This is a genomic window from Vibrio sp. 10N.261.54.A5 (assembly GCF_041471145.1).
GTDB classification, from domain to species: Bacteria; Pseudomonadota; Gammaproteobacteria; order Enterobacterales; family Vibrionaceae; genus Vibrio; species Vibrio crassostreae_C.
In genome coordinates this window covers 26,319-39,681 of the sequence record NZ_JBFRNU010000069.1, presented here as the reverse complement: position 1 = coordinate 39,681, position 13,363 = coordinate 26,319, and the positions used below count along the sequence as shown (strand labels likewise).

Sequence of the window (13,363 nt, the reverse complement as noted above, 5' to 3'; positions counted from 1 at the left end):
ATGAAAAGAATAATTACGTCAGTGTTATGTGCCTCAATGGCCTCTCCGGCTTTTGCGAATATCGAACTTACCGATAATTTATCCTTGAGTGGCTTTGGCTCAACGTCTTGGGCAACATCGGATAACGATAATCCATTAATCATCAACCGCGGTTTTACTGATGAGAGCTGTTACGACTGTGATACCACATTTGGTGTTCAACTCGATTACTTCTACAACTCATTCAAAGCTTCCGTGCAAGTTGTCAAGCCACCCCAATATGATTGGAGTGAGCCGCAGCTAGAGTGGGCTTACTTAGGTTATGAATTTAATGACTTTGATGTCAGCATTGGTCGATTACGACTGCCACTGTTCCTTGCCTCTGAGTACTACTATGTAGGCCAAGCCTATATGACCGCGAGGCCACCTACAGAGGTGTATAACAGCGTTCTCGGAATCACAGCTTTCAATGGCATAAAAGTGAGCTGGACTCACGATGTCAGTGACGAAGCTACTCTTTTACTTACTCCGTTTATCGGCATAAAAGATAAAAATGACGTAGATTTCAACTCGACTACAAAACTGGAATTTGAAACCAACCGAATGTTCGGTGCCAATCTTCAATTGAGCGGTGAAAACTATCGTTGGAACTTGTCATTCCTCGACTCCAATTTTGATCAAACCGTTTCTGGCACGATTACAATCCCTGGGACTTCGATAACAGCTCCATTCAGTAGCAAACAAGACAACCAACACATTCAACTTTGGTCGTTAGGTGTTGAGTATGAATTAGGTCAAGCGGTGCTTGCAAGTGAAGGACAGATCAGTAACATCTCGTCCTCGATGTACGCTAGTTTGGGCTACAGACTAGATTTATTCACTCCATACGTCGTTTACGGAGCAGAGTTTGATTCTCACGAACACCTAACAGGAAACAGCTACCTAATTGGTGTGGATTACGATGTGTTACCTAACGTCTCCATCAATGGCGAAGTGCAATACTTTGAGGCTCGTAAAGCAAACGGTGCCTTTGTTGAGAATTTCAACGCACTTACTGGTTTTGATGACAAAGATGCCGTCCTTTATACGATCATGTTGAGTTTTGTTTTTTAGCTCGAATTCAAATCGATGGTCACTTGCAGCAATTAAGATCCAAAAAAGCCAGTCGAATATTTGAACTGACCCCCAATAGTTGGACACCAATTATTGGGGGTCTTTTTATGTCCAAATATAGCCGAGAGCTAAAATGTATCATTGCTAGGCAATACTTAGATGGCACGTCATCTCTCTACTTAGCAAAACAATATTCAATTTCTTCAAGACAGATACGGTATTGGGCTCAAGTCTTTGCCATCCATGGTGCTGATTCATTTTTACCAACTAACCAAGCGGTTACTGCTCAGACAAAACGAAAAGCATTGAATTTAATGTGGACGAATGAATGGTCTCTCACGCACACTAGCGCAGTATTAAACCTCTCATCCCCTGGGATACTCTCTGTCTGGCTCAAACGATTTAATGAGCACGGTATCAAAGGGCTCAAAATGCGCCAGAAAGGAAGACCCTCAATGAAACAGCAACCTCAACGTACCACTAAGCCTGATGATGAAATGACACTTGAGGAGCTAAAAGAGGAGTTGGTCTATTTACGAACCGAGAATGCCGTTCTAAAAAAGTTGGAAGAGTTGGATCAGGAAAAAAACCGTCGAACAAAGAAAAAGCGGTCATAGCTCTAACTCTTAAAAGCAAATACCCGTTAAAGCACTTACTGCACACTCTACAGCTGGCAAAAAGTGTCTTTTATTATCAGGCTCAAACGAGCAAGCGCCCAAATAGCTACGAACGTGAGCTGCGGTTGATAAAGTCAATTTATCATGAGCATAAGGGGCGATACGGCTACCGCCGAATTCACTTGGAACTAAAAAATCAGGGGTTCGAGCTTAATCACAAAACGGTTCAAAGGCTTATGGCTCAGCTCAACCTTAAATCGACGGTCAGGATTAAAAAGTATCGTTCATATCGAGGAGAGTCTGGAACAGCAGCTCCTAACGTGCTTGAAAGAGATTTTAGTGCGACTCAACCCGATGAAAAATGGGTAACTGATGTCACGGAGTTCAAAGTAAAAGAGCAGAAAGTATACTTGTCTCCCGTTGTCGACTTGTTTACTCAGGAAGTGGTTGCTTATAGAGTGGCTAAAAATGCCTGCTTGCCGCTTGTCACGGATATGCTGACGGAAGCCATATCAAAGCTTAAACCCAACTCAAAGCCAATTATACATAGCGATCAAGGTTGGCAATATCGCCATCGACAGTATCAAAAAAAGGTAGCGGAGAGTGGGTTAACGCAAAGCATGTCGAGAAAAGGTAACTGCTTGGATAATGCGGTTGCTGAAAACTTTTTTGCTTTACTCAAAACAGAGATGTATCACAACCAAAGCTTTGAAGATGCAGATGCTCTGATAGAGCAAATTAAAGAATACATCGAGTACTACAATACCAAACGTATAAAAGTGAAACTAAAAGGCCTGACTCCGATAGAATATCGAACTCAGGCCTTGAAAGCCGCTTAACAGAAATGTCCAACTTTACGGGGTCACTTCAAAACGCTGTGGCTTTCTCTTTTTGCTGATAACTGCCATGTGAGTTAGTTGAGTAACCAATAGCTCACTGGGTTATCTGGACACTGATAAGGACCACACTCAACAAAGGTAGCGATAGCATTGAGTGCAACCACGACGATGGCTAATAAGCACGCCACACGCCCCAAATTACTCATCTTATACGCTTCTTGCGATGGCTCTTTATTAGTCAATATTAGAATGACAGCAACCGCTAATATGGTCGCAGTAAATAACACGAAAGCCCAAGTGTAATAGTGCATTCCAAAGATAGGACTCCCATAGCCAGGCGTGCCTGGAATCACGTGCAATGAGACCTGCCGTAGTGAGGTGGCGACACCATACAAGGCCCCGATCAAAACAATGCCATAGTGACGAGGTTGAGGCCCATAAACCACATTCAACATGAAGCCAAACGCAACCATCACAAAACCGATACGTTGCAACAAACACAGCGGGCAAGGCAACTCATGAAGCACAAACTGAAGGATAAAGCCTATCAACAGCACTACGGTCATGCCGAGTAGGCCAAGCGTATTTAGGAGCGTTAACTGATTTCGATTCATGTGAGCTCCTTACAATAGGATAGGTAACGAGTCGGTCGCATGGTGATTAAACCAATACAACCCAAGAATCACAGAGCCCGCAAAAAAACCATAAGCCGCGGTCTTCTTGTCGAAAAAGGCGCATAGCATCGCCACAAGTAACAACAAAAATAATAAATACATCATAAGAGGTATTTCCTCGCTATTTATCAAGTTCGGTCATATTGAACGTCAAAATGAATATCCACACCTACGCCCTCAATCATTCAATTTCGGAAAACCTATGGATTACGGATTTAAAATCATCAACTTAATACTTGTTAGCAAGCTCTAACCTGTCAAGTTACTGTTACTAACAGAGTGCTTCCCCTACCCAAAGATGCAAGTAACACGCCGATATAAGCAAAGTGAGCACCGCTCAGCATTAGACATAACCGGAAACAGAACATAGATATTACGATTGGCTACACTTACCAAACAGGGATAACACTTAAAGAGTGAATGGCAAGGAAACATAATGAAAACAACACGATTAGTCTCAGCCATTTTTCTTACCAGCCTTACCTTTCCCAATATCATTTGGGCCAACTACACGATCGTTCTACCCGGTCAACATGAGCAAGGGATCGACTTACAAGGCAATGAAATATCAGCCCACGATGTGGTTGATTGGGAGCTCAACAATAGTGATTTGATGTTTGGAGCGAATGCGGAGCCGAGCCTCAACAACAAAGTCCAGGCCGTTGGCTACATGTACAACCAAAAGTTAGAGTTAAATTCAGGCCCGTTCGAAAACGAAATTAGAGACATCGCTGAACGATACGACATCGATTACGAAGATTTTTTTCTACACTTTTCAGAAGACACCATCCTTGCAGAGCCTGACCCGACTCATGGTGAGAACACTCTATTAAACCGCAAGCCTATGCTCGTTGGTTATACCGAAGACGAAATGCACGCAGGTTTTGCCCTTTACCAACCCACACCTTGGGATACCGATGTCTTTGAACATTTCCAACAAGGGGGTGCGCTCTACATTTATCACTCTGAAAAGTTTGACCATTTAGAATTTGAATTTTCACGCTTTGCACAAGGAGGAAAATTTCGGATTGAATATCCATCTTCGATGAATGCTGAGAATCATGTGACCGATTGGTCTCAAATCGAAATAACGGAAGATGGCACCAAGAACATGACTCAGAACCAAGCGGTAAACTGGCTATTACCCGCAGATTGGGTAAGAGCAAGCACTCATGATGGCAGTGGCCAAAGTTATGGTGGCGGCCAATTTTTTGGCTCATCTTTTGTCCGTGATGGTGGGCGTTTATACGTTGTTAGAGTGCGCTGGCAAGGCCGCGCAAATGATATTCGACCTCGTTTAAACCGTGTTCAACTCGGGGATAGCTTTCCGAACGTCGCTCCAAAAGACTTGTCATCAGCAGCAGTAAATAACCGCTCTCCCGATAAAACAACGCATTGGAGAAAAATTCTTGGTTTCGACCAGTCGGCCGATCTCAACAACGACAACTATTTATCTCCTGCTGAATACCAAAACCGAAGCAACAAGTCTGCCACAGCTCGATTTCGTTGGCAGTCCCGTGTTATTCCTTTTGGTCGAATGTGGGACCAAAATTCGTCATGGTCGCTAACCAATCTGGCTAATCCCGGGCTATTGATGGCAATGGGCAGTTATTATGGTCAACACTGGACAAAACTAGGACTCCGTGGCGCCTACAACGATGACACCAATAAGCTCTTAGGTAGCAATCAATTTGATATTTACTCTGGGGGAAACATCGCTGAGCTTGATGCTATCGCAGGCTCAACTGAAGCGGATGAACGCTATAAGCAAGAGTTCACCGCCTTTCTCAAACGATTGACTGCCGTTAATGACAAACCATTAATCGGGCTAAACATTGGAACGGCTAACCTCTATGGTCGAAATGGGCAAGCGCACCTTATCGATGCAGGAAACCTGTATTTCAGGGAGCACTATATATTTCCGTCAACGGGATTTAGCGGCTATGGCGGGCTATCGAAGTTTTGGGATAACTCAGCACTCGGCTATTCAGGGTCGAAGGTTATTCAACAAGCCACTACGCGCTATGGACGAGTGCAGTTCTTTGGAAACAACCAAGAGAATTGGCAACAAGACCAGTACTCAACTCTCGCTGTCTATTACCTCAACTACCACCCTGAACACAGCTATTTCAATCAATGGAACAACAGTTACGTGTATGGGAGCAACAACACCACAACAGATAACTTCTGGAAACCGGGCGTACCCAAAAACATGGCTTATAAGCCCACAGCATTGCTCGATATCCCTCTTGGAAAACCTTCAGGTGTGATTCCTTCGGGGTTTGAACCTACCTCATTGATGCTCTCAACTCGTACTCCACAATCTGAGGATTACACGATTGTTGGCAACACTTCGCAATCCCAGGTCACTCATCAAGACTTACCTAATGGCAAGGTTTCACTGCTACCGACTCATACCTATTTCCTTTATCAATCAGATAAGCAGGTTGTAGAAGGCGGCCCAGAAGACATGGTGATAGCCAGAGAGTTTGAGCATGGACGAGTTCTCTATCGCACCGATTTTTATGGGAAAAATGCTGACTTTTATGCTGCAGAGAAAATCTCGATTCGATTAGACCGACCAATGAAGCCCGTAAGTGCTGACGGCAGAGTGGGAGAGTATGTCGATGAAGTACAGATCGGTGGCTACCAAGGTTTGCTATTACTTTACTGACTCGGTTTAAACTCGAAATAGCAATCATAAAACAAAAAAACCTAGCGAGTGACCGCTAGGTTTCACACATAAAAACGAGTTAGTCTCTGCTTACTTCAGAGGATCATTATCAGGCAAAGCGTTGTGTATCCATAACGCTAGGCGCTTCTTAATATTTGCACCATCCAACTTACTGTCCGGTAACGGTGTGATCTGATTGACTTCAACAAGGAACAAGTACACCGCTTTAACCTTTATCGGTTGGGATGAATTTGGCAAATCAAAACCTTGTAGCTTAGCCATCTTAAAACCGACTTCAACTGCTTTTTTTACCAGCTTATCTTCATTAATGATCTTCGCGGTTTTCGACATATCATCTCCATCATCTTTATCGAATGAATATTGAGTATATCAAACCGAAAAATTCACAAGATTACTTCGCTCTCAATTTGAGGAGTCACTTTGATAAATAACATAAAACGAATAACAGGCTCTAGGATGACTCTAATTCGCTTGATAGTTACGCCACCAATACCTGTACGCAAACGGTCTCTTAACAGAACACTCAATAAATGAGATCTTAAGTCAAAAAACAAAAATTCGAATAATATTTGACTTAGCATTCCAAAGAATACGGAATATTATGATGTTCATTTTGAAAGTTAAAATTCAATAAAAGATCAATAAACTGCTGTTATTTAACTGGTTTAATACTAATTCGACTTAGATCATATTTACAACCAATTGTAACCAATTGTTATTTACAAAATACTCACTAAGAAAATAGAATAAAACCACTAATTTTATACTGGTGTTGAAAATGCGTTACCTCTGGGCTTCATTCTGTCATAAAAATCCAATTCCGGGTCGAATTGTTCATATCCTTGTTATGTTGATAGCGCTAGCTTCTATCACCACTCCATTGATTTCAAAAGACGCCACAACCATCTTAACTTCACTGTGTGCTGCTCTAGTATGCTTCGTCATTTTTGTCTTCTTTGCGCTCGCCGACAAAATGCGCTCAGGCATGCATTAATCAACCAATCAGTTCTCTATCACCAAGCATTCTCTTTTTAAAAATTCATTATAAAATGCTGGTTACCAGATACGGAAAAGCCCAAAGTTAATAGCTTTGGGCTTTTTGATACCAGTAATCATTAACTCAACAACACACTTAATATAAGTGTGCAAATTCTTCGATTCGACTCTTACCGCGCAATAATAAAAAGTTCAAAAAGCGGGATGTTGAGGTAGTGATTATTTTGTCTTCTTCCACATCATGCTTTTCAAGGAGCGCTATGGCGAGATCTACACGCCCTATATCTTCACAAAAATGGGCATCTGAGCCTGTCGAGAAATAAACCCCGACTTGCTTTCCAATCTCCACAATCTTAGAACAGCGTACATCACTCCCCTTGCGGCTTTTTCCCGTCAAAGAGGTATTGTTCACCTCAATCGCCACATTGTGCTGTTTAGCACACTCGAGCACGGCTCGAATATCAAATGGGTAATTTGGGTTACCAAGGTGCCCAAGCACATCAACCTTTCCCCCCTCAATTATATTAATGAGGGCTTGGGTATGTATCTCTTCAGTGGATGGAGGAAACACAGGTTCGTGGAAGCTGGCAATAGTCCAGTCAAGGTGCTGATAGGTTGAAGGGGATAGATCTAAGTCTCCTTCAATGTTGGTGATGTTTGCTTCCACTCCACGTAGGATTCCAACATAGTGAAGAAAGCGGGGCAAAATTCTTTGATTGTTGAAAAACCAGTAGTGGGGGGCACCCGGCATTTCAGGAGCATGATCCGTTGTACAAAGAAGTTTCAGCCCCTTATGCTGTGCTGCTTTAGCGTTCTCAATAATAGTGCTGTAAGCATGGCCGCTGGCAAGAGTATGAGTGTGGCTGTCGACGACGATCTTCATAGCGACCTCCTAGAATTAATTGATATCAAAAGAACCATCTTGGTTCATATATAGAGTTAGGTCCGCTTTTACAGAATGATTTAAAACCATGTCTACATTCTTTGAATCTGAACTTTTATAAAAAGCGAGAGCCTCTTCAAGCGTTGAGCCACCACGAATCTTGCGGTTCACTAAACGCTCTTCTAAAAACTTAGGAGCGGTATCGATGAAGATGGTGAAATCAGCAAGCTCATTCAACCCACTCCATACTGGTTCATCGAGCAGAAGCCAATTTCCCTCAATCACCACAATCTCTTTTTCAACGGTGATTGCGTCATCAACTGGATCATGCAGGTTACGATCGTAGTAAGGCCACTTTGGGTCTTGAACTTTTAGCTTCTTGAGTTTGTCGATAAGAGATGTGAGGTTAAAGGTTTCGTGTGCGCCTTTAATACTACGCAGCTTTATCTTCTCTTCACCGCGGATGGTGTAATTCGAATCGAGGATCTCGTTCGGGTAATGAAAGCCATCGAAAGGCAGCACCTGCAATGGTTCAACATTTGGGATTGTGTGAGATAGGTACTCCCAGAATGCCGCTAGGGTTGATTTTCCACTGCCAGGAGGCGCAGCTAAGAATATAACCGTTCGTTCGTTCTTTTCTTGGTAAAGACGAGAAAACTTTTCAACCAATGGCTTATGAATTTGTTCGATATTGTTATCTGAAAACACAGCTTCGGTCTCAAAGCCACTGACATTTAGGGAAACTTTCATATGAAAAGCCTTAATCTAAAATTTCGTTCTCCACAGTTTCTAACAAACCTTCGCAAGCGAGCTTCAACACGGTTTTGACCAGTGACTCATAGCGAGCTTGAGAAAAGGAGTCGAATGATGAAAATTTTAATTGGTTAATCGAATCAAGATAGATGCTGCCGTCGCTCTTTGAGAGCGTCGCTTGATTAGTGATGAAGTCGTAAATGACATCATCACTAAACGAAATTGGCTCTTGTTGCTGAGCGACAAAACCGTGCATTTGGTCAAACAAGTTAATATCTGCGTAACTCTCTATTGAGATCTTACCCATCGCAAACATCAGCTTTGATACCACATCAATCTCGACCAAAGGACCATCCTCTTTGAGTAGAGGGGTCACGGCATACTCAATCACCAAAGGATCTTGAACAAATACCCTTGGTAACAAATGCTTTAACTTAACGCTAATCAGCTTATGAGATGCTTGGATAAAACAAGTGGCGGTTTCGCACTCTTCTAAGGCATCTAATAATTCGTCTTGCACCGTAATAACATGTTCCTTATTGGTCGTGGCAGCAGTGTAGCTGCCACGAAATCATCGATTACGCCGTTAGGCTAACGCCGTAGAACTCAAGCAGTGCTTTCTCTGCCAGTTCGTTCCAAACGTAGTTGTTATCTTTCAAAATTCGGTCTAGTTCGCCGAAGAACGGGTCTTGCTCTGCTAGCTTATGGAACTCATCAATTGCCGTCAGTGGCAGGTCAATATGCGGGTAGATTAGCTTTTTACCACCCGGAATATCCAGTTGATTTAGGATAGTGTGAGGTGCCGCCTCTAAGCCACCAACGTGAGTTAGCATAAATGATGGGTTGATCTTACCCGCTTCCGAAAGTTCAATGGATTCAACCATATCCCCTGTTGAACCGCCAGAGGTTCCTACAATATGCGTAGATTCATAATGCACATTGTAAAAGTTGAACGGTACTTTAAATTGCTTATCTGTTGGACCAGCAAAGAAGTTCAGGCAGCCATCGTTACCTAATAGCTCATCAGCTTGCTCAAGCACCTGTGCAACCGCTGCATACACCATGACATCGTCATAGCCATTGCCGTCATTCAGTTCTTTTAAGTACGTAACAGGGTCATCAATTTTCGCTGTGTTTACGTAATGGAGTTCAATACCATTCTCGGTCGCTTTTGATACCGGGATAAGGCTTTCTGCGCGCGAGAGACGAGCTTCATCGATATCAGTCACCACAATACGGCTTGGCTTCACAGGGCCGTTAATCGCGTAATCAATCGCGCCAATACCCATAGGGCCAGCACATGCAAGTAGCGCTAACGCTCCGCCCTCTTTGATGCCCATTTGATGTTCATACACGTATGGGGTTGTGTGGTAGCTAGCGTGGAACGCACCGATGATGCAAGACATTGGCTCTGCAAGCGATGCGTTTGCATAGTAAGAACTCTTGTATGGCAGCACACAGTCTAAATCAATCGCTACTTTAGGGATGATTGAGTACGTCGCGTTACCACCGAATGTCTCGTAGCTGTAGCCTGCTGAGTAGCCTGTTGGCAAGCCCATTGCGGGCTGCAGTACAAATGGTTCGCCCGGCTTAAAACGGTCTTGTAAGTTAGCACCTACTTCTACAATCACACCTGCGTATTCATGGCCTGTCATTACAGGTACTTCAGCAATATTTTCAGGCACACGTTTGTGGTTACTGCCGAGGAGTGCTGCTTTGTAAGTCGATAGACAGATGCTGTTTGAAACGTTTTTAACCAGCAGTTCATCATCTGAAATCTTTGGTAGATCGAAGGTTCTTAGTTGAACGTCTTTCTCACCACAAATTACCGCTGCAGTTGTTTGAACCATGATTTTATCTCCGAAAAGTGGGGCCAATACCTGACCCCAGAATATTAATTAAGCTTGCTGACCGATGGTGTCCATTAGGTTGTCTAATGCTGGGTCATGTAGGAAGTTCTTGATGGTCACCACAGGCAGGCCTGTTGCTTTGATTGCTCGACTCTCTAGACTCTCGTGGGTCACCACCACGTCCGCGTTGCTCGGCACTTTTTCGATTGCGAAGTTCTTCACTTCAACGTTAAAGCCGGCTTTTTCGAGTTTGCGCTTAAAGGTTGATGCCCCCATTGCGCTTGAGCCCATCCCTGCATCACATGCAAAGGCGACAAATTTAATGTCTTTCGCTTCTGCTTTTACCGCTGCTTGTGCTGGCGATTTTGCTGCTGCACCTTCAGCTTTCATATCTTTCATGTCTGTGATTGATTGCTCAAACTCTTCTTCAGACTCCTCTTTCTTGCTTACTTTGAGGATTGCGCTTGCGACTAAGAAAGAAACAATCGTTGCTGTTGTTACACCGGCGATGGTCGCGAAGAAGCTGCCTTTTGGTGTTAGAGCTAGGTAAGAGAAGATTGAACCTGGACTTGGACCTGCAACCAGACCAGCATCAAGTAGATTGAACGTTGCGATGCCTGTTGCCGCACCTGCAATCATCGCTAAAATCATGATTGGCTTCATTAGCACGTATGGGAAGTACAGCTCATGAATACCACCGAAGAAGTGGATGATGATTGCACTTGGTGCTGATTTCTTACTTAGACCTTGACCAAACTTAGCGTAAGCCAGAAGCATACCTAAACCAGGGCCAGGGTTAGACGCCACCATAAAGAAGATAGATTTGCCTGTTTCAGCTGCTGCTTGTAGGCCTAGTGGGTAGTAAATACCTTGGTCGATAGCGTTGTTCAGGAACAAGACTTTTGCTGGTTCATTAATAATTGCAAGTAACGGTAGGAAGCCAGTCGCTACAAGCGCTTCGATGCCCGATTTAACGAATAGGTTCGCTGCAGTTACAGCTGGACCAACAATCGCGTAAGCAAATAGACACATCAACATGCCGAAGATACCTAGCGAGAAGTTGTTTACCACCATCTCGAAACCAGAAGGGATCTTGTCTTGTAGGCGTTTATCGATTTGAACAATCACCCAGCCACTTAGTGGACCCATGATCATTGCACCAACAAACATTGGAATCTCGGCGCCGGCAATAACACCCATAGTACCGATAGCACCAGCTACAGCACCACGCTTGTCACCAACAATCTGACCACCGGTATAACCAATCAATAATGGTAATAAATAGGTAATCATCGGACCAACAAGCTCACCGAAATACTCATTCGGCATCCAACCTGTTGGGATAAATAATGCGGTAATGAAGCCCCAAGCAATGAAGGCTCCGATATTTGGCAATACCATGGCAGTCAGATGACCACCAAAAGCTTGCACTTTGGCTCTTATATTTGTAGACACGTTATATTCCTTATTTTCAAAGGTTATTATTAGTAACTTTTAATAATTTCAAGCACTTCTGCTTTTGAAGAAGAAGCAGCCAGTTTGGCAATGTTTTCTTCATCAACCAGCATTTCGCTAAGCGCTTGAATAACCTCAATGTGTGTATCTGAATCCTTTGCAGCTAATGTTAATAAGACATTGGCAGGCCCCATATCAGACCCAAAATCCACCGGGTTAGAAAAGACATGAATACCAAGTCCAGTCTTTAGTACACCTGCTTCTGGGCGGGCATGAGGCATAGCAATACCTGGACAAAGAACGTAATAAGGTCCATTATCATGCGTTGACTGAATGATCGCGTCTGCGTAGTTATCGGTAACGTAGCCCTTATCTTGTAGGTAACGAGTCGTTTCCTTAACTGCATCTTCCCACTTGTATTCAGAGTGGTTAATAACATCAATTAGGTCGTGGTCAATAAGGTCATAAAGCATAATATATCCCAGTTATTCTTTGTTCGTTTTTGTTGGGATTATTATCAATGGAAGTAGAAGAATAGAGAAATGGCAACAAAGTGAGATCCAGGTCACTTAAATATCAGAGTCAAACGATTAGTTATTCTCTACCTCTCATATTTATCATGAAATTTAATTACAATTTTATTATTAACAACAAGTCAATAGTTTAAATTTGATAGCAAGCCCAGTTATAGGATTTAAATAAGATTACACAAACGTGATAAAGATCTATTTATACGTATTGACCAAGTATTAATTGTGATGATGGTTACATTTAATTTGGGCGTTTGGGTAATGTTAAGCGCTAAGATCAGTGACCAAGATCCCGTATGAAATACAAACACCACCACTTTGTAAGTGAGTAACACCTCGTTCACGCACCTATTCAGATCTGCCTCATATTGGATAATTTGGTTATCATTGGTTCAGATACGGAAAAGCCCAAAGTTATTAGCTTTGGGCTTTTCTTCTAGCGACTGTGGTTGATTACAACCGAGTGATACGACAACCGAGTCTTACAGCGTCATATGCAGAATTGGAAATGGTTTTCCCATATCATCAATTGGTGAGCGTGATTCTACTTTAAACCCCATGTGCTGATAGAAACCTACCGCTTGTGGGTTTTGCTCATTAACGTCAACTTTGGTGGCTGCTAACTGCTCAATCGCATGTTGCAACAGCACCGTACCTACGCCTTGCCCTCGAACTTCATTCAAAACGAAAAGCATCTCGACTTTTGCATCATGGACACCCACGAAGCCAACTATCGAACCACTTTCATTTTTAACGCATTTCAAAGAAACCGCAGGGAACGCATGTTCCATGATGATAGGTTTAAAAAACTCAATATCTTCTTCTGTAATAAAGTCATGAGTTGCTCGGACCGAATTCTCCCAAACCTTAAGCATTTCTGCATAATCTTCAGGAAGCACATTTTCTATAGTCATAATTTTCTCTAGATTAAATTGAATATAAACATGTGCAGCCGCGAGCCAGTAGTCTATCAATGGTT

Annotated in this window: 15 protein-coding genes; 5 read left to right on the top strand and 10 right to left on the bottom strand. The window is 42.9% G+C overall.

Annotation, left to right across the window (positions count from 1 at the left end):
- The 3 genes from AB4329_RS19990 (at nt 1) to AB4329_RS19980 (ending at nt 2,548) form a co-directional block, all read left to right on the top strand.
- On the top strand, nt 1-1,092 hold the full coding sequence (locus tag AB4329_RS19990) for a sulfate ABC transporter permease (RefSeq protein WP_372133325.1): 1,092 nt from the start codon (nt 1-3) through the stop codon (nt 1,090-1,092).
- A 107-nt stretch (nt 1,093-1,199) separates the two neighbouring features.
- Nucleotides 1,200-1,709, top strand: a complete 510-nt coding sequence (locus tag AB4329_RS19985; protein ID WP_372139108.1) for a helix-turn-helix domain-containing protein — start codon at nt 1,200-1,202, stop codon at nt 1,707-1,709.
- Nucleotides 1,706-2,548, top strand: a complete 843-nt coding sequence (locus AB4329_RS19980) for an IS3 family transposase (protein WP_106427119.1) — start codon at nt 1,706-1,708, stop codon at nt 2,546-2,548. Before AB4329_RS19985 ends, AB4329_RS19980 begins: the two co-directional genes overlap by 4 nt.
- Before the next feature lie 74 nt (nt 2,549-2,622).
- On the opposite strand, the gene AB4329_RS19975 is transcribed toward AB4329_RS19980, so the two are convergent.
- The gene (locus AB4329_RS19975) at nt 2,623-3,162 is read right to left on the bottom strand and encodes a disulfide bond formation protein B (protein ID WP_017068121.1); all 540 of its coding nucleotides are present in this window, start codon (nt 3,160-3,162) and stop codon (nt 2,623-2,625) included.
- A gap of 9 nt (nt 3,163-3,171) precedes the next feature.
- Nucleotides 3,172-3,327 carry a DUF5993 family protein gene (locus AB4329_RS19970; RefSeq protein WP_017072479.1) on the bottom strand — a complete coding sequence of 52 codons (156 nt, stop codon included), beginning with the start codon at nt 3,325-3,327 and terminating at the stop codon, nt 3,172-3,174.
- 331 nt (nt 3,328-3,658) lie between these two features.
- On the opposite strand from AB4329_RS19970, the gene AB4329_RS19965 reads away from it, so the two are divergent.
- Nucleotides 3,659-5,896 (top strand): hypothetical protein, encoded by a 2,238-nt coding sequence (locus AB4329_RS19965; RefSeq protein ID WP_372112181.1) that lies wholly within the window; start codon nt 3,659-3,661, stop codon nt 5,894-5,896.
- A gap of 90 nt (nt 5,897-5,986) precedes the next feature.
- Here AB4329_RS19965 and AB4329_RS19960 read toward each other — a convergent pair whose 3' ends face one another.
- A complete protein-coding gene (locus tag AB4329_RS19960; protein WP_017070120.1) occupies nt 5,987-6,247 on the bottom strand; it encodes a DUF5062 family protein in 261 nt (86 codons plus the stop codon).
- A 448-nt stretch (nt 6,248-6,695) separates the two neighbouring features.
- On the opposite strand from AB4329_RS19960, the gene AB4329_RS19955 reads away from it, so the two are divergent.
- The gene (locus AB4329_RS19955; RefSeq protein WP_372074846.1) at nt 6,696-6,911 is read left to right on the top strand and encodes a hypothetical protein; all 216 of its coding nucleotides are present in this window, start codon (nt 6,696-6,698) and stop codon (nt 6,909-6,911) included.
- Between the two features lie 138 nt (nt 6,912-7,049).
- Here the strand turns inward: AB4329_RS19955 and AB4329_RS19950 are convergent, their stop codons facing one another.
- From AB4329_RS19950 to AB4329_RS19920, 7 genes are all read right to left on the bottom strand, one after another.
- On the bottom strand, nt 7,050-7,796 hold the full coding sequence (locus tag AB4329_RS19950; protein ID WP_372074845.1) for a phosphatase: 747 nt from the start codon (nt 7,794-7,796) through the stop codon (nt 7,050-7,052).
- 15 nt (nt 7,797-7,811) lie between these two features.
- Nucleotides 7,812-8,546 carry a nucleoside/nucleotide kinase family protein gene (locus tag AB4329_RS19945; RefSeq protein ID WP_017065845.1) on the bottom strand — a complete coding sequence of 245 codons (735 nt, stop codon included), beginning with the start codon at nt 8,544-8,546 and terminating at the stop codon, nt 7,812-7,814.
- A gap of 10 nt (nt 8,547-8,556) precedes the next feature.
- Complete coding sequence (locus AB4329_RS19940) at nt 8,557-9,069, bottom strand: MltR family transcriptional regulator (protein ID WP_017065193.1); 513 nt, start codon at nt 9,067-9,069, stop codon at nt 8,557-8,559.
- Between the two features lie 58 nt (nt 9,070-9,127).
- On the bottom strand, nt 9,128-10,399 hold the full coding sequence (locus AB4329_RS19935) for a zinc-binding dehydrogenase (protein WP_017065192.1): 1,272 nt from the start codon (nt 10,397-10,399) through the stop codon (nt 9,128-9,130).
- A 48-nt stretch (nt 10,400-10,447) separates the two neighbouring features.
- Nucleotides 10,448-11,854, bottom strand: coding sequence for a PTS mannitol transporter subunit IICB (locus tag AB4329_RS19930; protein ID WP_372074844.1), 1,407 nt, complete (start codon nt 11,852-11,854; stop codon nt 10,448-10,450).
- 29 nt (nt 11,855-11,883) lie between these two features.
- A complete protein-coding gene (locus AB4329_RS19925) occupies nt 11,884-12,327 on the bottom strand; it encodes a PTS sugar transporter subunit IIA (RefSeq protein WP_017065190.1) in 444 nt (147 codons plus the stop codon).
- A 539-nt stretch (nt 12,328-12,866) separates the two neighbouring features.
- Nucleotides 12,867-13,298, bottom strand: coding sequence for a GNAT family N-acetyltransferase (locus tag AB4329_RS19920; RefSeq protein ID WP_372139106.1), 432 nt, complete (start codon nt 13,296-13,298; stop codon nt 12,867-12,869).
- Nucleotides 13,299-13,363: the final 65 nt, after the last annotated feature.